Consider the following 18,911-nt stretch of genomic DNA (forward strand, 5'->3'; position numbering starts at 1 on the left):
GTTGAGCCGCGCGCGCCGCTGCGCTACGAGAGACAACGCCGCCTGCGAGGGGAGAGTCGCACCATGGCCAAGATGAAATTCACGCGAGAGGAGGCGCTGGCCTTCCATCTCGAACCGGTGCCCGGCAAGTGGGAAATCCAGGCCACCGTGCCGATGACCACGCAGCGCGACCTTAGCCTGGCCTATTCGCCGGGCGTCGCGGTGCCGTGCGAGGAAATCGCCGCCAACCCCGAGCTTGCCTATGATTACACCAACAAGGGCAACCTCGTTGCGGTGATTTCCAACGGCACGGCGGTGCTGGGCCTTGGCAATCTTGGCGCGCTTGGGTCCAAGCCGGTGATGGAGGGCAAGTCGGTGCTGTTCAAACGCTTTGCCGATGTGAACAGCATCGACATCGAACTGGACACCGAAGACGCGGAGGAATTCATCAACGCGGTCAAGTTGATGGCGCCGACCTTCGGGGGCATCAACCTGGAAGACATAAAGGCGCCCGAATGTTTCATCATCGAACAGCGGCTCAAGGAACTGTGCGATATTCCGGTGTTTCACGACGACCAGCACGGTACGGCGGTGATCTGCGCGGCGGGGCTTATCAACGCGCTGTATCTGTCCGACAAAAAGATCGAAGACGTGAAAATCGTGTTGAACGGCGCCGGGGCAGCAGGGATCGCCTGTCTTGAGCTTGTCAAGGCGATGGGCGCCCGCCACGACAACTGCATCATGTGCGACACCAAGGGCGTGATCTATCAGGGCCGCACCGAGGGCATGAACCAGTGGAAATCGGCCCATGCCGCGGCGACCGACAAGCGCACGCTGGAACAGGCGATGCAGGGCGCGGACGTGTTCCTTGGCGTGTCGGCCAAGGGCGCGGTGACGCAGTCCATGGTTGCGGGCATGGCCGAAAACCCGGTGATCTTTGCCATGGCCAACCCCGACCCTGAAATTCTGCCCGAAGAGGCCCACGAGGTGCGCCCCGATGCCATCGTCGCCACCGGACGCAGCGATTACCCCAATCAGGTCAACAACGTACTGGGCTTTCCCTACCTGTTCCGGGGCGCGCTGGACATTCACGCCCGCGCCATCAATGACGAGATGAAAATCGCCTGCGCCGAGGCGCTTGCCGCCATCGCCCGCGAGGATGTGCCCGACGAGGTCGGGCTTGCCTACGGAAAACAGCTCAGTTTCGGGCGCGATTACATCATTCCGACGCCGTTCGATCCGCGCCTGATCCACCGCATTCCACCCGCCGTGGCCAGGGCCGGGATGGATACAGGCGCGGCGCGGCGCCCGATCATCGACATCCCGGCGTATGAGGAAACGCTGCGCGGGCGGATGGATTCGACCGCGCCGATGCTGCGCAGCATCAACAACCGCGCCCGGCAGGCGCAGGCCCGGATGATCTTTGCCGAAGGCGACGACCCGCGCGTGCTGCGCGCCGCCGTGATGTACCAGCGGAACGGGCTGGGCAAGGCGCTGGTCGTGGGTCGCGAAGAGGACGTGAAGGCCAAGCTGGAAAAGGCCGGTCTGGGCGATGCGGTGCGCGAACTCGACGTCGTGAACGCCGCGAACACCCGCTATCTGAGCACCTACAAGGACTTCCTTTACCGGCGCCTGCAACGGCGGGGGCGTGACCAGAAAGACATCCACCGCCTTGCGGCCCGCGACCGGCATGTGTTCGGCGCGTTGATGCTTGCGCATGGCCATGCGGACGGGCTTGTTACCGGCGCGACGCGAAAATCGGCGCATGTGATGGAACGCATCAACACGGTGTTCGACGCCGATGCGCATCACGGGGCTGTCGGGGTCACGGCGCTGCTGCTCAAGGGGCGGATCGTGCTGATTTCGGATTCGCTGGTGCATGAATGGCCCGACGAGAACGATCTGGCCAACATCGCGGAACGCTCGGCAGGCGTGGCGCGGCATCTGGGGCTGGAGCCGCGGGTCGCGTTCGTGTCGTTTTCGACCTTTGGCTATCCGGTTTCGGAGCGCGCGCTGAAGATGCACGTCGCGCCGCAGGTTCTGGACGCGCGCGGCGTGGATTTCGAATACGAAGGCGACATGGCCGTCGATGTCGCCCTGAGCACAAAGGCGCAAGAGGCCTATCCGTTCCAGCGTCTGACCGGACCGGCAAACATTCTTGTGGTGCCGGCGCGGCATTCGGCGTCGATTTCGGTCAAGCTGATGCAGGAGATGGCGGGCGCCACGGTGATCGGTCCGATCCTTGCAGGGGTCGACGCGTCGATCCAGATCTGTTCGACCAACATGACGGCGAACGACATTCTCAACATGGCGGTGCTGGCGGCCTGCAAAGTCGGCTGAGCCGTATGGCATGCGTTACGGAAAGGGGCGGGCATGACAATCTGGAACCTGGGGTCCATCAACGCGGATCTGGCGTATTCGGTGCCGCGCCTGCCCCTGCCGGGCGAAACCATCGCGGCCAGCTCGATGCTGCGCGGGCTGGGCGGCAAGGGTGCCAACATGTCCGTCGCGGCGGCGCGCGCGGCCTCGCGGGTGGTGCACCTGGGGGCGGTCGGGGCCGATGGCGGCTGGGCGGTCGGGCGGATGATGGAATACGGAGTTGACACCCGCCACATCGCGCGGGTCGATGCGGTGACGGGCCACGCGGTGATTCTTGTCGACGACGGCGGCGAAAACTCGATTGTGATCCACCACGGCGCCAACCACGCCATCCCCGAAACCCTGCTGGGCAGCGCGCTGTCCGAGGCCTCGACCGGGGACTGGCTGCTGATGCAGAACGAGACGCTGTTGCAGCCCGAAGCTGCGGCGCTGGCCCGGCGGCTGGGACTGAAGGTCGCTTATGTCCCCGCCCCGTTCGAAATCGATGCCGCCAGCGCCGTGCTGCCGTTCTGTGATCTGCTCGTGTTGAACGAAGTCGAATGCGATCAGTTGACCACGGCGATGGAGGCCGGGCTGGCCGATCTGGGGATCGACACGGTTGTGGTGACCGAGGGCGCGCGGGGCGGGCGTCTTCACACCCGGCGCAACCGCTGGCAGCCGCGCCGGTTCGCCGCGCCGCAGGTTACTTCGGTCGATACGACGGGGGCCGGCGATACGTTCGCGGGGTATCTTGTCGCGGGGCTGGATCGGGGCATGCCGCTGGAACAGGCGGTCGGGATGGCGGCCAAGGCGGCGGCGCTGATGGTCACGCGCCACGGCACCGCCGATGTGATCCCCGATCTGCGCGACGTGCAGGAAGCGCGGTTTTAGCCGCCGGCGAACGGCGCGCCCGCGCCCCAAAGCCGGCGCACCCGCTCGTCGCGCCCGCAGGCATCGCGGTATTTCTTGTACGCCTTCGCCTTGCTGGTCGGGCCGAACCGGGTCAGCACGATGTCGTTTTTCCTGTAATAGTCCTGATGCTCTTCTTCGGCGGCGTAAAACGTCGCGGCGGGCAGGATGGGCGTGACGATCTTCTGGCCCAGCTCGGCCTGCGCCTTGGCCCTGGCGGTCCTGGCCGCGGATTCCTGCGCGGCGCTTCCCGCAAAGATCGCCGTCCGGTAGCTTTCGCCCCGATCGCAGAACTGGCCGCCTGCATCGGTGGGATCGACCGAGCGGAAGAACAGCGCATACAGCTGTTCGGGTGCAATCCGTGTGTCGTCATAGGTGATGCGCACCGCTTCGTAATGACCGGTGCCGCCACGGCTGACCTGTTTGTAGCTGGGCTTGGCAAGGGTGCCGCCGGTGTAGCCGGATTCGGCGCCGGTGACGCCGGGGACCTTTTCGAAATCCGCCTCGACGCACCAGAAACACCCCCCTGCGACGGTGATCTGCCGCTCGGCGGCCTGAGCGGAAAAGCCGCTGCACAGCAGCGCGGCGATGGACAGAAGGCGGATCATGCGCAAGTCTCTCTCTTTATGCAAAGGCTGGTTCTGCACAAAGGCTGGGGCGCGGCGCGTGCCCGATCAAGCGTCGGGGCGGCATCTCACCGGATGGTGAGCGTGCGTGACGTCTTTTCGCGACCGCTAAATCCGCTTAACGTTGCGCGGATGGACAAGCTTACCACGCACCAGGCGCAGGACGATGCGCGCAACGAAGACATCCTTATCTGGGTCAACGGCACGCTGAAACCAAAGGCCCAGGCGATGGTGTCGGTCTACGATTCCGGCTTCATGCTGGGCGACGGGATCTGGGAAGGGCTGCGGCTGTACGATGGTCGCTGGAGCTTTCTCGACCTGCATCTGGACCGGTTGTTCGAGGCGGCGCTGGCGATCGACCTGAACATCGGAATGGACCGCGCGGCGCTGCGGCGGGCCATCGCTGACACGCAGCAGGCGAACGGCATGGTCAGCGATGCCCACTGCCGCCTGATGGTGACGCGCGGACTCAAGTCGCGGCCCTTTCAGCATCCGGCGCTGTCGGTGTCCGGCCCGACGGTGGTGATCCTGATGGAGCATTCCCGCCCGTCGATCCGGCGCCCGATCCGGCTGGCCACCGTGCCACATCAGCGCGGCTTGCCGATGACGCAGGACCCCAAGCTGAATTCCCATTCGAAGCTGAACTGCATTCTGGCCTGCATCGCCGCCGAAAAGGCCGGCGCGGATGAGGCGCTGATGCTGGATGTCCATGGTTTTGTGAACACCACCAACGCGTGCAACTTCTTCATCGTGCGCCGGGGCGAGGTTTGGACCAGCACGGGCGATTACTGCATGAACGGCATCACGCGCGGCAAGGTCATCGAGATTTGCCGCAAGGCCGGCATCCCGGTGTACGAGCGCAATTTCTCGCTTGTCGACACTTATGGGGCGGATGAGGCGTTCCTGACCGGAACGTTCGGGGCGCAGACCCCTGTGGGCGACATCGACGGAAGAAAGATCGGAACGGGTCAAATGGGTCCCGTTACGGAAAGGATTCTGCAACTTTACAAGGCGATGGTGACCGCATGAGGAGTGCCGCATGAGATTCGCCCGATGAAAGCCCCGCCATGAAACTCGCCATGTGGTCGGGACCACGGAACCTGTCGACGGCACTCATGTATGCCTTCGGAAGCCGATCCGATTTCCACGTCGTGGACGAGCCGTTTTATGGCCCGTATTTGCGCCGCACACGCCTGCCTCATCCGATGGCGCGGGAGATCATGGACGCGCGATACGAAACCGCCAGGGAAATGTCCGCCGTCCTGCGGGGGCCGCCGCCGCGTGGCAAGACGCATGCGTATCACAAGCACATGTGCCAGCACATGATCGCCGGAATGCCCCGCGATTTCATGAAGGATTGCGTGCATGTCTTTCTGCTGCGCCATCCCGCCCGCGTGGTTGCCAGCTTTTCCAAAGGGTATGAAAACCCGACCGCCGCCGACATAGGTTTTGCGGCGCAGGCCGAAATCTACGATCATGTGCTGTCCTTGGGGCTGACTCCGCTGGTGATCGACAGCGGCGACATTCGGGCCAATCCCGAAGCGCGGTTGCGCGATCTGTGCGCGGCGCTTGGGCTTTCCTTCGATCCGGCCATGCTGACGTGGCCTTTGGGGGGGCATCCTGCCGATGGAATCTGGGCGGCGCATTGGTATCGCGACGTGCATCGTTCGACCGGGTTCGCCGGGCCAGAGGGCCCGATGCCCGGTCTTGACGCCGCAGGCATGGCGCTCGTCGAAGACGCGTTGCCGCATTACGAGAAAATGCGCGCCTGCCTGCCCGCCTGACGCTGCTAACCCGCTAAGTTCGCGCTCAGCGTGGCAGGCGGTGTGCCATGTAGGGATATATGCACCTTGTGAAAATATGCATTTGCGCCCTGCAGCACCAAGGCTTGCATCTTCATTACTCGAATCGCTTTGTCCCGGACTTCGCGACATTCAGGAACAGCGGGGGCGAAACAAACGCCGCCAGGGTTCTGCCAAAATACATCCGACATCTGGTCGCGCTCGCGACCAGATATAACGCCAGCAGTTCAGCCGCTTAGGCAAGTCCGCGCCAACGATGGAACGATTGATGACGTGCCAGCGCTCCTCAGGCGAGAGGGCGAGGAAGTGCAGGTCGCTTGCGCCGTTTGGCAACCGCCTACGGGTTCATCCGGAGCCCTGAGGTCAACGCCACGGTCGAAGCTGGCGATCGCTGAATCGCTGCTCGGATGGCGTACCTGGTCGTGACGTATATGTCGTGCCATAGGGCTTCTCTCCCTTCCATCGAAAGGATCGGACCAGCGGGCCAAGGGATCAAACACCTGACACCGAAACTATCCCCGCCGGAGGCATGCCCAGCGGGGACGACAGGGTACCGTTTTGCGAAAATGACTTAACCCCTGAGGCGACGATTCCGTGCGGCAAGCAGTTTCAGACGCAGCGCGTTAAGCTGGATAAAGCCCTTGGCGTCTTCCTGATTGTAGGCGCCGGCGTCGTCTTCGAAAGTCACATGCGCTTCGGAATAAAGCGAATGTTCGGACCAGCGCGCGACAGTCCGGGCCGATCCCTTGTATAGCTTCAGCCGAACGGTGCCTGTGACGTGTTCCTGCGACTTGTCGATCAGCGCCTGCATCATTTCGCGTTCGGGCGAGAACCAGAAGCCGTTGTAGATCAGCTCGGCATAGCGCGGCATGATCGAATCTTTCAGATGACCCGCGCCGCTGTCCAGCGTGATCTGTTCGATGCCGCGATGAGCCTCCAGCAGGATCGTGCCGCCGGGCGTTTCATAGATGCCGCGGGATTTCATGCCGACGAAGCGGTTTTCCACCAGATCCAGAACGCCGATGCCGTGCTTGCCACCAAGCTCGTTGAGCTTGGTCAGGATCGTTGCGGGCGACATTGCCTGGCCGTCGATCGCCACCGCGTCGCCTTTTTCAAAGCTGATCTCGACCATCTCGGGCTCGTTTGGTGCCTGTTCCACCGGGACCACGCGCTGCAGCACATATTCCGGCGCCTCGATGGCCGGGTCTTCCAGAACGCGGCCCTCGGACGAGGTGTGCAGCAGGTTCGCATCAACTGAAAACGGCGCTTCGCCCCGCTTGTTCTTGGCGATTGGGATTTGATTTTTCTCTGCAAAATCAATAAGTTTCGTGCGCGACGACAGGTCCCACAGCCGCCACGGCGCGATCACCTTGATGTCGGGGTTCAGCGCATAGGCCGCCAGTTCGAACCGCACCTGATCGTTGCCCTTGCCGGTCGCGCCATGCGCCACCGCATCGGCCCCGCAATCGGCGGCGATTTCGACGAGGCGCTTGGAAATCAGCGGGCGCGCGATCGAGGTGCCCAGCAGGTACAGCCCTTCGTACAGCGCGTTCGCGCGAAACATCGGAAAAACGAAATCGCGCACGAATTCCTCGCGCAGGTCCTCGATGTGGATCTCCTTGACCCCCATCATCTCGGCCTTGGCGCGGGCGGGCTCCAGCTCTTCGCCCTGGCCGAGATCGGCGGTAAAGGTTACCACCTCGCAGCCGTATTCGGTTTGCAGCCACTTGAGGATGATCGAGGTGTCGAGGCCTCCGGAATAGGCCAGGACGACTTTCTTGGGCGCCGACATGCTTCGTTCCTTGTGATGAAATCTGCCGCGCGGTTTATGGCCTTTTGACGCAGGGGGCAAGGATCGGACGTTGACCGGCCCGGTTCCTGTGATAGCCCTGCCGGGAAAGACGACAGATGGGGCGCGCCAGATGGGCTGGAAACTATTCCTTCATTCGATACGGATGGTGGTGGACAACCTTGGCGTCGCGCTGCGGCTTTCAGCGGTACTGTATGTCGCTCAGGAGATTCTGTTCACCACGCTGATCGGCACGAGCGCCGGGCAGACGGCGCCGTCTTCTGGCGGGTTGCCGGAGATTCTGATCGCGCTGTTGACCCTGGTCGTGACCGTTCTGTTCAGCCTGTGGATCGCGGTAGGCTGGCACCGCTTTGTGCTGATCGGAGAACGGCCGGCAGGGTTTGCGCCGCGCTGGCACGGGTCCGAAATCGGCGCTTACCTGTGGCGGTCGCTGGGACTCGGCCTGATGCTTGGGCTGCTGTTTGGCGTGCTTGCGGGGCTGGCGCTGGGCGTCACACAGGCGGTGCCCCAGTTGGGCGGGGTGATCGCCTTTGGCCTGGTCGGGCTGGCGAGCTATGTGTTTTTCCGCCTTGGGCTGGTGTTGCCCGCCGCTGCCGTGGCGCACCCGCTGACCCTGCGCGACAGCTGGGAGGCGACAAGGTCCAGCGACAACGCGCTGCTGGTTCTGGCGCTGATCGTCATGGGCGGGCGGCTGTTGATCGAAATTCCGGCGATGATCGACGGCGACAGTTCGGGGCCGGTGAGCCTGATCTATTCGGTCGTGATCAACTGGTTCGTGACCATGTTCGGAGTGTCGCTGCTGACCACCCTTTATGGCCACTTTATTGAGGGCCGGCACATCGACTAGCCGCTTGCCAAGCGGCGCGGATTGCGCAAGGTCAGACGCATGGACAGTTTTCACGACAGGGCCCGCGCCGCCGCAGAGCGGATGCGCGCGGTTTTCCCCGAGACACCGCTACAGCGCAACGCCCACCTTTCGGCCCTTTACGGCGCCGACATCTGGCTCAAACGCGAAGACCTCAGCCCGGTGCGAAGCTACAAGCTGCGCGGTGCGTTCAACGCCATGTCCAAGCGCCCCGAGGCGGATTTGTTCATTGCGGCGTCTGCGGGAAACCACGCGCAGGGCGTCGCCTTCATGTGCAAGTTCTTCGGGAAAAAGGGCGTGATCTTCATGCCTGTGACAACGCCGGACCAGAAGATTCAAAAGACCCGGATCTTTGGCGGTGACATGGTCGAGATCGTGATGACCGGCGACTATTTCGACGACACGCTGGCGGCGGCGCAGCAATATTGTTCCGAGACGGGCGGGCATTTTCTATCGCCCTTCGACGATGACGACGTGATCGAGGGGCAGGCCAGCGTCGCGGCCGAGATCGAAACCCAGCTTGGCCGCTTGCCGGATCATGTGGTGATCCCGGTTGGTGGCGGCGGGCTTGGCTCGGGAATGCTTGGGTATTTCAGCAATGACGTGCAATATACCTTTGTCGAGCCGTCCGGCGGGGCCTGCCTGCGCGCGGCACTGGAAGCAGGCAAGCCGGTGCCGTTGGCGCAGGTAAACACCTTTGCCGATGGCGCGGCGGTCGGACAGATCGGCGCGCGCACGTTCGATTGTCTCAAGGGCGTCGGCCTGGCGAACACGCTGGCGATTTCCGAGGATCGGCTGTGCACCACCATGCTGGACATGCTGAATGTCGAAGGCATCGTGCTGGAACCTGCGGGTGCGCTGTCTGTCGATGCCCTCAAGGATCTGGGCCAGGCGATTCGCGGGCGTACGGTCGTGTGTGTCACCTCTGGCGGGAATTTCGATTTCGAGCGTCTGCCCGAAGTGAAGGAGCGCGCGCAACGGTTTTTAGGCGTCAAGAAATACTTCATCCTGCGCTTGCCCCAGCGTCCCGGCGCGCTGAAGGATTTTCTGAATTTTCTGGGTCCCGAAGACGACATCGCGCGGTTCGAGTACCTGAAGAAATCGGCACGAAATTTCGGCTCTGTGCTGATCGGGATCGAAACCGGGGCGCCCGAAAATTTTGCGCGCCTTCATGCGCATCTCGATGCCAACGGCTATGCTTGGCGCGACATCACCGATGACGAGACGCTGGCGCAGTTCCTGATCTAGGCGGCGTAGCGTTTCGGCAATTCTCGCAGGAATTCGTCGCGCGAGGATCGGTAGATCGTCGAGACCCTGGCAAGGTCGATGTCGTCGATCTGGCCGCGTTTCGCAGCGCTTTCCCATGTCTGGCAAAGCGTGGCCAGCGCCGAAAAGCCAAGATTCAGGGCGCTGCCCTTCAGATAGTGCAGTTTCGATTCGATGTCCGGGGCCGATCCGGCGGCCTGCGGAAGCTCTTCGAGTGTGCCTTCGACCTCTGTCAGGAAGGCATCGACGATATCGTCGAAATCTTCGGCCCCGATTTCATCGCGAAGCTCGGCCACACGGTCCCAGTCGATCATGGCGCACCTCCTGACCAAAAAAAGTAGCGGGAAGAAGTAAATAATTTCTGAGCGGTTTCGGCAAATTGTTCGGGGGCATGTAAAGGTTGAATTAGGGACCGGGCGGTATGACTTCTTGAACGTCATTCGATTTCCGGAAACGCGATTGCAACCGAACACCGCAAATAGCACCACCCTTACCCCGTCCTCGGCACACCTCAGGCGGGTGCTCGTGGTGGACGACAGCGTGGTGCAGCTCAAGATCCTGAGTGCGATGCTCAATCGCTGGGGGTTTGAGGTGTGGCAGGCCGAAAGCGCCGAAGCCGCGCTTGAGCTGTGCGAAACGGTGGTGCCCGATGCGGTGCTGTCGGACTGGATGATGCCGGGCATGGACGGGTTGGAATTCTGCCGCCGGTTTCGCAAACTGCGGCGCGACAATTACGGGTATTTCATCTTGCTGACCTCGAAGAGCGAAAAGGGTGAAATTGCCGCCGGTCTGGATGCGGGGGCCGATGATTTTCTCACCAAGCCGGTTAATTCCGACGAGCTGCGTGCCCGCATCAACGCCGGCGCCCGCATTCTTGAGATGGAGCGCAAGCTGACCGATACGCTCGCGGAGTTGCGCGGCGCCTGTGATGCGATCGACCGTGATCTGCGCCAGGCCCGCACCATTCAGGAGGCGCTGGTCCCCCGGCGTTTCCATGATTACGGCCCTGCGCGTGTCAGCCTGCTGCTGAAACCCTGTGGTCATGTAGGGGGCGATCTGGTGGGGTTTTTCAGCCCCAACCAGTTCGGGCTTGGTGTCTACAGCATTGATGTCTCCGGGCACGGCATCACATCGGCGCTGATGACGGCGCGGGTGGCGGGCTATCTTGGCGGCGATTTTCCGGATCAGAATATCGCGCTGGAACGGCGTTTCGAACATCTCGTTGCATTTTGTCCGCCCGAAGAGGTCGCCAGGCGGCTGAACGCGCGCCTTTCGGCGGACCCCGGCGTGGCGGAATACCTGACGATGGGCTACGCGGTCATCGACTTCGCCACCGGCAGCGTAAAGATGGTGCAGGCGGGTCATCCGCCACCGCTTCTGATCCGCGCCAACGGTGAGGTGGAATTCATGGGCTGCGGCGGGTTGCCCATCGGCCTCCTGTCCGATGTCGAATATGACCGTATCGAATTTGACATGCGGCCCGGTGATCGGCTGCTGATCTATTCCGACGGTTTTTCAGAGGCGAGGCTGAAAAGCGGACAGATGCTGGACCAGGGCGGGCTGGCCGAACTGGTCGGCCAGTGCCTCGTCGGGCAGGGGGCAGATGCGCAAGGGACCGAATTTCTGGATGATCTGTTCTGGCGGCTCAGCCAGCTTGCCCGCGACGGCGTCCCCCTCGAAGACGACATCTCTGCCGCCCTGCTTGAATTCGATGGGCCGGATGATGCTCAGACCGCGTGACGCAGCACGAAATCCCGATCACCGGGGTTTCCCAGTAGTCCGGCGGCCGCAGCCGGTGCCATCCAGTGCACCGTATGGCCCGGTTCGATCGGCGGGCCATGCGGGCGCACCGGCAGCGCCGCGTAGATGATGCACAGCTTTTCTGCCCATAGGTCGTATTCCGGCATGAAGGTGAACCGCCGGAACGCGCCAAGCCGAAGCGGGCGGGCGATGTGCCAGCCGGTTTCCTCGTAAACTTCGCGGTGCAGCGCCTGTACCGGCGATTCGCCGGGATCTATGCCGCCGCCGGGCAGCTGAAATTCCGGCCAGGGATCATCCTGATGGGTGACCAGCAGCGCGCCGTCGCGCGGCAGGATGGCGTAGGCCCCGCGCCTCAGCGTATAGCGTCGCCCGGCTTCGGGTGCGTCTCCGTGGCGTCGGATCATGTCGGCCCCCTTGGTATCGACCTTGCTCTGCCTATATGGTGCCGGTATGCCAACGCGCGGCAGATAAGGAAACCCCATGACCATCGGCAGCAAACTTGCCTGGGATGACACCGTTCTCCCGTTTCAGCTTGATCTCTCCGACATCCGTGGCCGGGTCGCCCGGCTGGACGGGGTGCTGAATGGTGTCCTGAGCCAGCATGACTACCCCGAACCGGTCGAGGCGCTGGTGGCCGAGATGGCGCTTTTGACGGCGCTGATCGGCCAGACGGTCAAGCTGCGCTGGAAGCTGTCGCTTCAGGTGCAGACGCGCGGCGCGGTGCGGATGATCGCCACCGACTATTTCGCCCCCACCGCCGAGGGCGAGCCCGCGCGCATCCGCGCCTACGCCAGTTTCGACCGGGATCAGGTGAATGAACAGGCGGCGTTCGATCAGCTTCAAGACGGATACTTCGCCATCCTGATGGATCAGGGCGAAGGCACGACCCCGTATCAGGGCATCACGCCGCTGGCGGGCGGATCGCTTGCGGCCTGCGCCGAAAGCTATTTTGCCCAGTCCGAGCAGTTGCCCACCCGCTTTGCGCTGAACTTCGGCAAGGCGATGAACGCGGACGGGACAGGTGAATGGCGCGCGGGTGGGATCATGATTCAGGTCATGCCCAAGGCGTCGCCCTTTGCGCAGGGGGGCGGCTCGGGCGACGGAGGCCTGCTCAGGGCCGAGGACCTGGTCGATGGCGACGAAGAGGAAAACTGGCGACGCGTCAATTTCCATGTCGATACGGTCGACGAACTGGAACTGATCGGACCGGACCTGCCGCCGACCGATCTGCTGGTGCGGCTGTTCCACGAGGAACAGCCACGGGTCTTTGATGCCCAGCCGGTGCGATTCGGATGCACCTGTTCCGAGGATCGCGTGCGCCAGTCGCTGTCGATCTATTCGGCCCGCGACATCGAAAAGATGACAACCGACGACGGGCGCGTCACCGCCGATTGCCAGTTCTGCGGCGCGCATTACGATCTCGACCCAGAGACCGTGGGGTTCGAGGCGAAAAAGTGACTCTTGCCGAAGATCAGGCCGATGCGTTGCGCCGCGCGCTACAGGCCACGGGGCAGCCCTCGTCGGATTTCGACCTGAACCCAGGCGCGCTCCTGCCCGAGGGTCGCAAACTGCGCCATGCGGGGGTGCTCGCCGCGTTTCTGCCCGGCGACACCGGGCTGGATCTGCTGCTGACCAAGCGCAGTTCAAAGCTGAAACACCACCCCGGCCAGATCGCGTTTCCCGGCGGCAAGGTCGACCCCGGCGACGATGGCCCGGTGGGCGCGGCGCTGCGCGAAGCGCACGAGGAAGTGGGAATGCCCCCGGACAGGGTGCAGATCCTTGGCACGCTGCCCCCGCATGAAACCGTGACCGGCTTTCTGGTGACGCCGGTGGTGGCGCTTGCCGGCCCCTTTGCCGCCGTGGCCGAACCGGGTGAGGTCGCCGAAATCTTTCGCGTGCCCTTTGCCCATGTCGCCGATCCGGCGCGATACCGCATCGAAGGCCGCCGCTGGCGCGGTCAGCGACGGCTGTATTACACCGCGCCCTTCGGCCCCTATTATATCTGGGGTGCCACCGCGCGGATGCTGCGGGCGCTGGCCGGGCGCATCGCCCTGTGAGGGTGACCGGCGACTGGCTGCGCGCGGCGCCGACGCAGGCGGTGCTGCGCATGCTTGAGGCGGGCGGGCACAGCGCCTACACCGTGGGCGGCTGCGTGCGCAACGCGCTGATGGGCGTGCCGGTGTCGGACGTGGACATCGCAACCGATGCCCGCCCCGAACAGGTGGTTGCGCTAGCGCAGGCGGCCGGGCTGAAACCGGTGCCGACGGGCATCGACCATGGCACGATCACGGTGGTTGCGGATGGCATCGGGCATGAAGTCACGACCTTTCGCGCCGATGTGCAAACAGACGGCCGGCGCGCCGTCGTGCGGTTTTCCGACCACGTCGAAGAAGACGCGACGCGACGCGATTTCACCATGAACGCGCTTTATGCCGATGCGCGCGGTCACGTGCTGGACCCGGTCGGAGGCCTGCCGGACCTGACCGCGCGCAAGGTGCGCTTTATCGGCGACGCGCGCGCGCGCATTCGCGAGGATTACCTGCGTATTCTGCGATTTTTCCGCTTTACCGCGTGGTACGCCGACCCGTCTCAGGGCATGGACCCGGACGCGCTCTCGGGCATTGCCGACGGGCTGGACGGGCTGGAAACGCTGTCCGCCGAACGGGTGGGCCAAGAGCTTCTGAAGCTGCTCGGCGCGCCCGATCCTGCGCCTGCCGTGGCCTGCATGGCGCAGGTCGGCGCGCTGGCGCGGGTGCTTCCGGGGGCGTCGCCGGATGCGCTGGGGCCTCTGATCCACATCGAACAGGGCGCGGGCCTGGCGCCCGATCCGCTGCGGCGGCTTGCGGTGCTGGGGGTGAATGGGTCGCAACTGCGCCTGTCCCGGCGGCAGCAACGTCGGCTGAGCGATTATCGCGCGGCGCTGGGTTGTGACAATCTGGCCGAAACCGCCTGGCGCCACGGCGCGGCGTTTGCCCGCGACGTGGCGGCGCTGCGGGCGGCCAGCCTGGGCGTGCCGCTGGCGCCCGACACCGACGCCCTGATCGCGCAAGGCGTCTCGGCCGTGTTTCCCGTGAAACCGCGTGACCTGATGCCCGGCCTGCAAGGGCCAGACCTGGGCAAGGCGCTGAAAGACCTTGAAACCCGCTGGGTGGCATCGGGATTTTCACTAACGAAAGCGGACCTTCTGTCATGATCGACCCGCTGTATGGCTTTGTCTTCCTCGGGCTATTTTCGCCGGGGCCGAACGTGGTTTTGCTGACAGCGTCGGGCGCGCGGTTCGGGTTGAAGCGCACGCTGCCGCATCTGTTCGGTGTGGTGCTGGGGGTGGGCATCACCGCCGGGCTGACGGGTCTTGGCATTGCGACGCTGCTGGCGCGGGCGCCGGTGTCGGAGCTTGCGCTCAAGATCGCCGCAAGCGGTTGGATGCTGTGGATGGCCTGGGGGCTGTGGCATTCGCATCGCGCACGCGGGCAGGGGCGCGACCGCCCCATGACATTGATCGAGGCGGTGCTGTTCCAGTGGATCAACCCCAAGGTCTGGGCGGTGGCGCTGGCCGCAAGCTCGGCCTATCCCGGAGGCTATGGTCCGCTGGGCGAAGCGATCCGGCTGGGCAGCGCCTTCAGCGGGCTGAACCTGCTGTGCTGCCTGTTCTGGGCAAGCGCGGGCAGCCTGCTCACCTGGCTGCTCACAACTCCGCAGGCGTGGCGGATCTTTTCGCGGATCATGGCCGTCGCGCTGGGCAGTTTTTCGGTCATGGTCTTCCAGTAGGGAATCGGGGACACTCCGCGCCTGGCAAGGACCCCCCGACATGTTCCGCTATTTCGAAAATCTGGTCGATCCCTATACCGAATACACCGCGTCGGACACGCCGCCGCGCAAGTTGCTGCCGTTTATCGCAGAATACGCACACCCGTTTCGCAAACTGTTTGTCTGGGCGGGGCTGCTGTCGGTCGCAGTGGCCAGCGTCGAAATCGGGCTGATCTGGGCGATGGGCTGGGTTGTCGACATCCTTGCCGGAGATCCGGCGCAGGTCTGGCAGGATCACGGCACCACTCTGATATTGCTGGCTGTTTTCGTCCTGTTCCTGCGCCCGCTGATTCAGGCGCTGGATGTGCTGGTGCTGAACAACGCGATCATGCCCAGCTTTGGCATCCTGATCCGCTGGCGGTCGCACGCGCAGGTGCTGCGTCAGTCCATCGGCTGGTTTGAAAACGATTTCGCCGGGCGCATCGCCAATCGCATCATGCAAACGCCTCCGGCGGCGGGCGAGGCGGTGTTCCAGGTCTTTGACGCGCTGACATTCGCGCTGGCCTATATCGTTGGTGCGGCCGTGTTGCTGGCGGATGCCGATCCGCGCCTGATGCTGCCGCTGGTGTTGTGGTTCATCGGCTATATCGTGCTGATGCGCTGGCTGATCCGCCGTGTCGGCCCCGCGTCCAAGGCCGCATCGGATGCCCGCAGCCAGGTGAACGGGCGCGTGGTGGATGCCTACACCAACATCCATTCGGTCAAGATGTTCGCGCAGGACCGCCAGGAACTGGATTACGCAAAAGAAGCGATCGACCTCGCCCGCGACACGTTTCAAAAGGAGATGCGGCTATACACCATCATGGACCTTGTGCTGGTGGTGCTGAACGGTCTGCTGATCGTCGGGGTTGTCGGCTGGGGGTTGATGCTTTGGATGCAGGGGCTGGCGAGCGTCGGCATCGTCGCCGCCGCGACCGCGCTGGCGCTGCGGCTGAACTCGATGACCGGCTGGATCATGTGGGCGCTCACGACGTTTTTCCGCCAGCTTGGCGTTGTGGCCGAGGGGATGGAAACCATCGCCCAGCCCATCGCGCTGGTCGATGACCCCGGTGCCCAACCCCTGCGTCTGACACAAGGCGAGATCCGCCTGGACGCGCTGACCCACCACTACGGGCGTGGGCAAGGCGGCCTTGAGAAAATTTCCCTGACCATCGCGCCGGGGGAAAAGATCGGACTTGTGGGGCGCTCGGGTGCGGGCAAGTCGACCCTGGTGAAACTGCTGCTGCGGTTTTATGACGCTGAATCGGGAAAAATTCTCATCGACGATCAGGATGTGACGCGGGTGCAGCAGGACAGCCTGCGCCGCGCCATTGGCATGGTCCAGCAAGACAGCGCGCTGTTGCACCGGTCGGTCCGTGACAACCTTCTGTACGGGCGCCCGGACGCCACCGAAGCCGGGATGATCGCCGCCGCGAAACAGGCGCAGGCGCATGAGTTTATCCTTGGCTTGCGAGATGGGCAGGGGCGCAGTGGCTACGACGCGCATGTGGGCGAACGCGGCGTCAAGCTGTCGGGCGGGCAGCGTCAACGGATCGCTCTGGCGCGCGTCATCCTCAAGGACGCGCCGATCCTGTTGCTGGACGAGGCGACCAGCGCGCTGGATTCCGAGGTCGAGGCCGCCATTCAGGACACGCTGTACGGCATGATGCAGGGCAAGACCGTCATCGCCATCGCCCATCGGCTAAGCACCATCGCGCATATGGATCGTATCCTCGTGCTGGACGGCGGCAAGATCGTCGAACAGGGCACCCATGACGTGCTTTTGGCGCAAGGTGGTCTATATGCAGGGTTCTGGGCCCGCCAGTCCGGAGGTTTCCTTGATCCAGACCAGCCGGCGTCCGATCAGACAGATCCCGAAAAGGCTGCGGAATGACCCTTTCCGAACTTATCGACCCGTTTGCGCGCGCCAAGGCGCCTCCCCCCTCGACGCTGTGGCGGTTCATGGCCTGGGCGCTGAACGGCGCGTGGCCCGTGCTGATCCCGGCGGCGACGTTTTCGATCCTTGGCGGCGTGACCGAAGTGTTGTCGGCCAAGTTGCTGGGCGACGTGATCGACCGGGCGCTTGGCGGCGCGCCGTCCGCAGTGTTCAGCGCGCACGGCTGGTTCCTGTTGCTGTGCCTTGGCTTTTTCGTACTGCTGCGCCCCGCGATCCTGGGGATCTCGGCGTATACGCAATCGGTGATGATGCAGCCGAACGTGTTCAACCTGATCCTCAGCCGGGTTCACCGCTACACGCTGGGGCATGCGGTGGCGTTCTTTGACAACGACTTTGCCGGGCGCATCTCGCAAAAGGAGATGCAGACCGCGCGGGCGATGAACGATGTGGTGACGGAAGCCGTGCATTCGGTGCTGTTCGCCGTCGCATCGGTAATGGGGTCGGTCTGGCTGCTGGGCGCGGTGGACTGGCGAATTGCGGTAGGGCTGGTGATCTGGATCGTCGCCTATGGCTTCCTGATCCGCCATTTCATGCCGCGCATCCGCGAAACGTCGAAATCCCGCGCGGCGGCGCGGGCGATGGTGACGGGCCAGCTTGTCGATACGGTGACGAACATCAAGACGGTCAAGCTGTTCGCCCATGACGAATTCGAAGATCAGGCCGCGCTGGGCGCCATGAGCACATATCGCGACCGGTTCATCGCCTTTGGTCATGTGTCGGCGCAGTTCCGGTTCTGGCTGATGGCGCTGGCCGGCACCCTGCCGGTGCTTCTGATCGGCGGCGCGCTGTTCTACTGGTCCGTGGGGCTGGTCAGCGCGGGCGACATCGCGGCCACCGGCACGGTGGCGCTGCGGCTGGCGCAGATGACCGGCTGGGTCAGTTTCACCCTGATGGGCATGTACGCCAACATCGGCGAGATCGAGGACGGCATCCGCACCATCACCCCCGCCCACACCCTTCTGGATGCGCCCGACGCAGGCGCGCTGACGGTGGCGCGGGGGCGCATCGAATTCCGCGACGTGGGCTTTTCCTATGGCCGCAAGGACGGGGGCCTCGACCGCATCACGCTGGACATCGCGCCGGGGGAAAAGATCGGCGTTGTGGGTGCATCGGGCGCGGGAAAATCGACGATGGTGGCGTTGCTCTTGCGGCTGTACGACGCCGAGAGGGGCGGCATCTTCATCGACGGGCAGAACATCGAACAGGTCACGCAGGAAAGCCTGCGCCGCCAGATCGGCATGGTCACGCAGGAAACCGCGATGTTCAACCGCTCGGCGCTGGACAACATCCGCTACGGCAAGCCGGATGCCACCATGGACGAGGTCATCGCCGCCGCCGAAAAGGCCGAGGCGCATGAGTTCATCCAGACCCTGCGCGATCATGCGGGGCGTTCGGGATATGACGCGCATCTGGGCGAGCGCGGCGTCAAGCTGTCCGGGGGGCAGCGGCAGCGCATCGCGCTGGCCCGCGCGATCCTCAAGGATGCGCCGATCCTGGTGTTGGACGAAGCCACCAGCGCGCTGGATTCCGAAGTCGAGGCGTCGATCCAGTCGGCGCTGGAACGGGTGATGCAGGGCAAGACCGTCATGGCCATCGCGCACCGCCTGTCCACCCTGTCGGAAATGGACAGGATCATCGTGCTGGATCGCGGTCGCATCGCCGAGGCGGGCACCCATGACGCGCTGCTGGCGCGCAACGGGCTGTATGCGCGGTACTGGCATCGCCAGTCAGGCGGCTTCATGGTGCCCGAAGACGAAACCGAAGCGGCAGAGTGAGGCTTGCCTTGCCGCCC

The 18,911-nt window shown here is 63.9% G+C and carries 17 protein-coding genes; 13 read left to right on the plus strand and 4 right to left on the minus strand.

From position 1 onward, the window contains the following. The first annotated feature begins 63 nt into the window (after positions 1–63). Both ATI53_RS03550 and ATI53_RS03555 read left to right on the plus strand, forming a co-directional pair. On the plus strand, positions 64–2,319 hold the full coding sequence (locus ATI53_RS03550) for an NADP-dependent malic enzyme (protein ID WP_111549743.1): 2,256 nt from the start codon (positions 64–66) through the stop codon (positions 2,317–2,319). Between the two features lie 33 nt (positions 2,320–2,352). Further along, on the plus strand, positions 2,353–3,228 hold the full coding sequence (locus ATI53_RS03555; protein WP_009505526.1) for a ribokinase: 876 nt from the start codon (positions 2,353–2,355) through the stop codon (positions 3,226–3,228). Here the strand turns inward: ATI53_RS03555 and msrA are convergent. Then, positions 3,225–3,854 (minus strand): peptide-methionine (S)-S-oxide reductase MsrA, encoded by a 630-nt coding sequence (msrA, locus tag ATI53_RS03560; protein WP_009505528.1) that lies wholly within the window; start codon positions 3,852–3,854, stop codon positions 3,225–3,227. The genes ATI53_RS03555 and msrA overlap by 4 nt on opposite strands. A 150-nt stretch (positions 3,855–4,004) precedes the next feature. Here msrA and ATI53_RS03565 point away from each other — a divergent pair, with 150 nt between their 5' ends. Both ATI53_RS03565 and ATI53_RS03570 read left to right on the plus strand, forming a co-directional pair. Next, the gene (locus ATI53_RS03565; protein WP_009505530.1) at positions 4,005–4,901 is read left to right on the plus strand and encodes an aminotransferase class IV; all 897 of its coding nucleotides are present in this window, start codon (positions 4,005–4,007) and stop codon (positions 4,899–4,901) included. A gap of 38 nt (positions 4,902–4,939) precedes the next feature. After that, positions 4,940–5,656, plus strand: coding sequence for a sulfotransferase-like domain-containing protein (locus tag ATI53_RS03570; protein WP_034452983.1), 717 nt, complete (start codon positions 4,940–4,942; stop codon positions 5,654–5,656). Between the two features lie 589 nt (positions 5,657–6,245). Here the strand turns inward: ATI53_RS03570 and ATI53_RS03575 are convergent. Beyond that, complete coding sequence (locus ATI53_RS03575) at positions 6,246–7,466, minus strand: argininosuccinate synthase (protein ID WP_009505533.1); 1,221 nt, start codon at positions 7,464–7,466, stop codon at positions 6,246–6,248. 130 nt (positions 7,467–7,596) lie between these two features. Between ATI53_RS03575 and ATI53_RS03580 the strand changes: the two genes are divergently transcribed. Both ATI53_RS03580 and ilvA read left to right on the plus strand, forming a co-directional pair. Next, on the plus strand, positions 7,597–8,331 hold the full coding sequence (locus ATI53_RS03580) for a hypothetical protein (protein ID WP_009505534.1): 735 nt from the start codon (positions 7,597–7,599) through the stop codon (positions 8,329–8,331). A gap of 39 nt (positions 8,332–8,370) precedes the next feature. After that, positions 8,371–9,597, plus strand: a complete 1,227-nt coding sequence (gene ilvA, locus ATI53_RS03585) for a threonine ammonia-lyase IlvA (RefSeq protein ID WP_009505535.1) — start codon at positions 8,371–8,373, stop codon at positions 9,595–9,597. Here ilvA and ATI53_RS03590 read toward each other — a convergent pair. Further along, a complete protein-coding gene (locus ATI53_RS03590) occupies positions 9,594–9,929 on the minus strand; it encodes an Hpt domain-containing protein (protein WP_009505536.1) in 336 nt (111 codons plus the stop codon). The two genes, ilvA and ATI53_RS03590, sit on opposite strands and share 4 nt — an antisense overlap. A gap of 145 nt (positions 9,930–10,074) precedes the next feature. Here ATI53_RS03590 and ATI53_RS03595 point away from each other — a divergent pair, with 145 nt between their 5' ends. Then, positions 10,075–11,355, plus strand: a complete 1,281-nt coding sequence (locus tag ATI53_RS03595; RefSeq protein WP_034452985.1) for a PP2C family protein-serine/threonine phosphatase — start codon at positions 10,075–10,077, stop codon at positions 11,353–11,355. Here ATI53_RS03595 and ATI53_RS03600 read toward each other — a convergent pair. After that, positions 11,343–11,780: an NUDIX domain-containing protein gene (locus ATI53_RS03600; RefSeq protein ID WP_034452987.1), complete on the minus strand. Its 438-nt coding sequence runs from the start codon at positions 11,778–11,780 to the stop codon at positions 11,343–11,345. The two genes, ATI53_RS03595 and ATI53_RS03600, sit on opposite strands and share 13 nt — an antisense overlap. 76 nt (positions 11,781–11,856) lie before the next feature. On the opposite strand from ATI53_RS03600, the gene hslO reads away from it, so the two are divergent. From hslO to ATI53_RS03630, 6 genes are read left to right on the plus strand one after another with little or no spacing between them, the layout of a single operon-like run. Continuing rightward, complete coding sequence (gene hslO / locus ATI53_RS03605; RefSeq protein ID WP_009505539.1) at positions 11,857–12,834, plus strand: Hsp33 family molecular chaperone HslO; 978 nt, start codon at positions 11,857–11,859, stop codon at positions 12,832–12,834. Beyond that, positions 12,831–13,433 (plus strand): CoA pyrophosphatase, encoded by a 603-nt coding sequence (locus ATI53_RS03610; RefSeq protein WP_111549744.1) that lies wholly within the window; start codon positions 12,831–12,833, stop codon positions 13,431–13,433. The genes hslO and ATI53_RS03610 overlap by 4 nt, the downstream gene beginning before the upstream one ends. Further along, entirely contained in the window at positions 13,430–14,569 is a 1,140-nt protein-coding gene (locus ATI53_RS03615) for a CCA tRNA nucleotidyltransferase (protein ID WP_111549745.1), read from the plus strand. The genes ATI53_RS03610 and ATI53_RS03615 overlap by 4 nt, the downstream gene beginning before the upstream one ends. After that, positions 14,566–15,144, plus strand: a complete 579-nt coding sequence (locus tag ATI53_RS03620) for a LysE family translocator (protein WP_009505543.1) — start codon at positions 14,566–14,568, stop codon at positions 15,142–15,144. The genes ATI53_RS03615 and ATI53_RS03620 overlap by 4 nt, the downstream gene beginning before the upstream one ends. Before the next feature lie 40 nt (positions 15,145–15,184). Further along, positions 15,185–17,056: an ABC transporter ATP-binding protein gene (locus ATI53_RS03625; protein WP_009505544.1), complete on the plus strand. Its 1,872-nt coding sequence runs from the start codon at positions 15,185–15,187 to the stop codon at positions 17,054–17,056. Continuing rightward, positions 17,053–18,894: an ABC transporter ATP-binding protein gene (locus ATI53_RS03630; protein WP_009505545.1), complete on the plus strand. Its 1,842-nt coding sequence runs from the start codon at positions 17,053–17,055 to the stop codon at positions 18,892–18,894. Before ATI53_RS03625 ends, ATI53_RS03630 begins: the two co-directional genes overlap by 4 nt. Positions 18,895–18,911 lie beyond the last annotated feature (17 nt).

The organism is Salipiger aestuarii, assembly GCF_003259905.1.
In the GTDB taxonomy this organism is placed as follows: Bacteria; Pseudomonadota; Alphaproteobacteria; order Rhodobacterales; family Rhodobacteraceae; genus Salipiger; species Salipiger aestuarii.

What these genes read in the sequence shown, in the direction of transcription:
- ATI53_RS03565 (WP_009505530.1), top strand. Translation starts at nt 4,005, where the DNA reads ATGGACAAGCTTACCACGCACCAGGCGCAGGACGATGCGCGCAACGAA.
- ATI53_RS03620 (WP_009505543.1), top strand. Translation starts at nt 14,566, where the DNA reads ATGATCGACCCGCTGTATGGCTTTGTCTTCCTCGGGCTATTTTCGCCG.
- ATI53_RS03550 (WP_111549743.1), top strand. Translation starts at nt 64, where the DNA reads ATGGCCAAGATGAAATTCACGCGAGAGGAGGCGCTGGCCTTCCATCTC.
- hslO (WP_009505539.1), top strand. Translation starts at nt 11,857, where the DNA reads ATGACCATCGGCAGCAAACTTGCCTGGGATGACACCGTTCTCCCGTTT.
- ATI53_RS03555 (WP_009505526.1), top strand. Translation starts at nt 2,353, where the DNA reads ATGACAATCTGGAACCTGGGGTCCATCAACGCGGATCTGGCGTATTCG.
- ATI53_RS03625 (WP_009505544.1), top strand. Translation starts at nt 15,185, where the DNA reads ATGTTCCGCTATTTCGAAAATCTGGTCGATCCCTATACCGAATACACC.
- ATI53_RS03630 (WP_009505545.1), top strand. Translation starts at nt 17,053, where the DNA reads ATGACCCTTTCCGAACTTATCGACCCGTTTGCGCGCGCCAAGGCGCCT.
- msrA (WP_009505528.1), bottom strand. Translation starts at nt 3,854, where the DNA reads ATGATCCGCCTTCTGTCCATCGCCGCGCTGCTGTGCAGCGGCTTTTCC.
- ATI53_RS03600 (WP_034452987.1), bottom strand. Translation starts at nt 11,780, where the DNA reads ATGATCCGACGCCACGGAGACGCACCCGAAGCCGGGCGACGCTATACG.
- ilvA (WP_009505535.1), top strand. Translation starts at nt 8,371, where the DNA reads ATGGACAGTTTTCACGACAGGGCCCGCGCCGCCGCAGAGCGGATGCGC.
- ATI53_RS03590 (WP_009505536.1), bottom strand. Translation starts at nt 9,929, where the DNA reads ATGATCGACTGGGACCGTGTGGCCGAGCTTCGCGATGAAATCGGGGCC.
- ATI53_RS03580 (WP_009505534.1), top strand. Translation starts at nt 7,597, where the DNA reads ATGGGCTGGAAACTATTCCTTCATTCGATACGGATGGTGGTGGACAAC.
- ATI53_RS03570 (WP_034452983.1), top strand. Translation starts at nt 4,940, where the DNA reads ATGAAACTCGCCATGTGGTCGGGACCACGGAACCTGTCGACGGCACTC.
- ATI53_RS03575 (WP_009505533.1), bottom strand. Translation starts at nt 7,466, where the DNA reads ATGTCGGCGCCCAAGAAAGTCGTCCTGGCCTATTCCGGAGGCCTCGAC.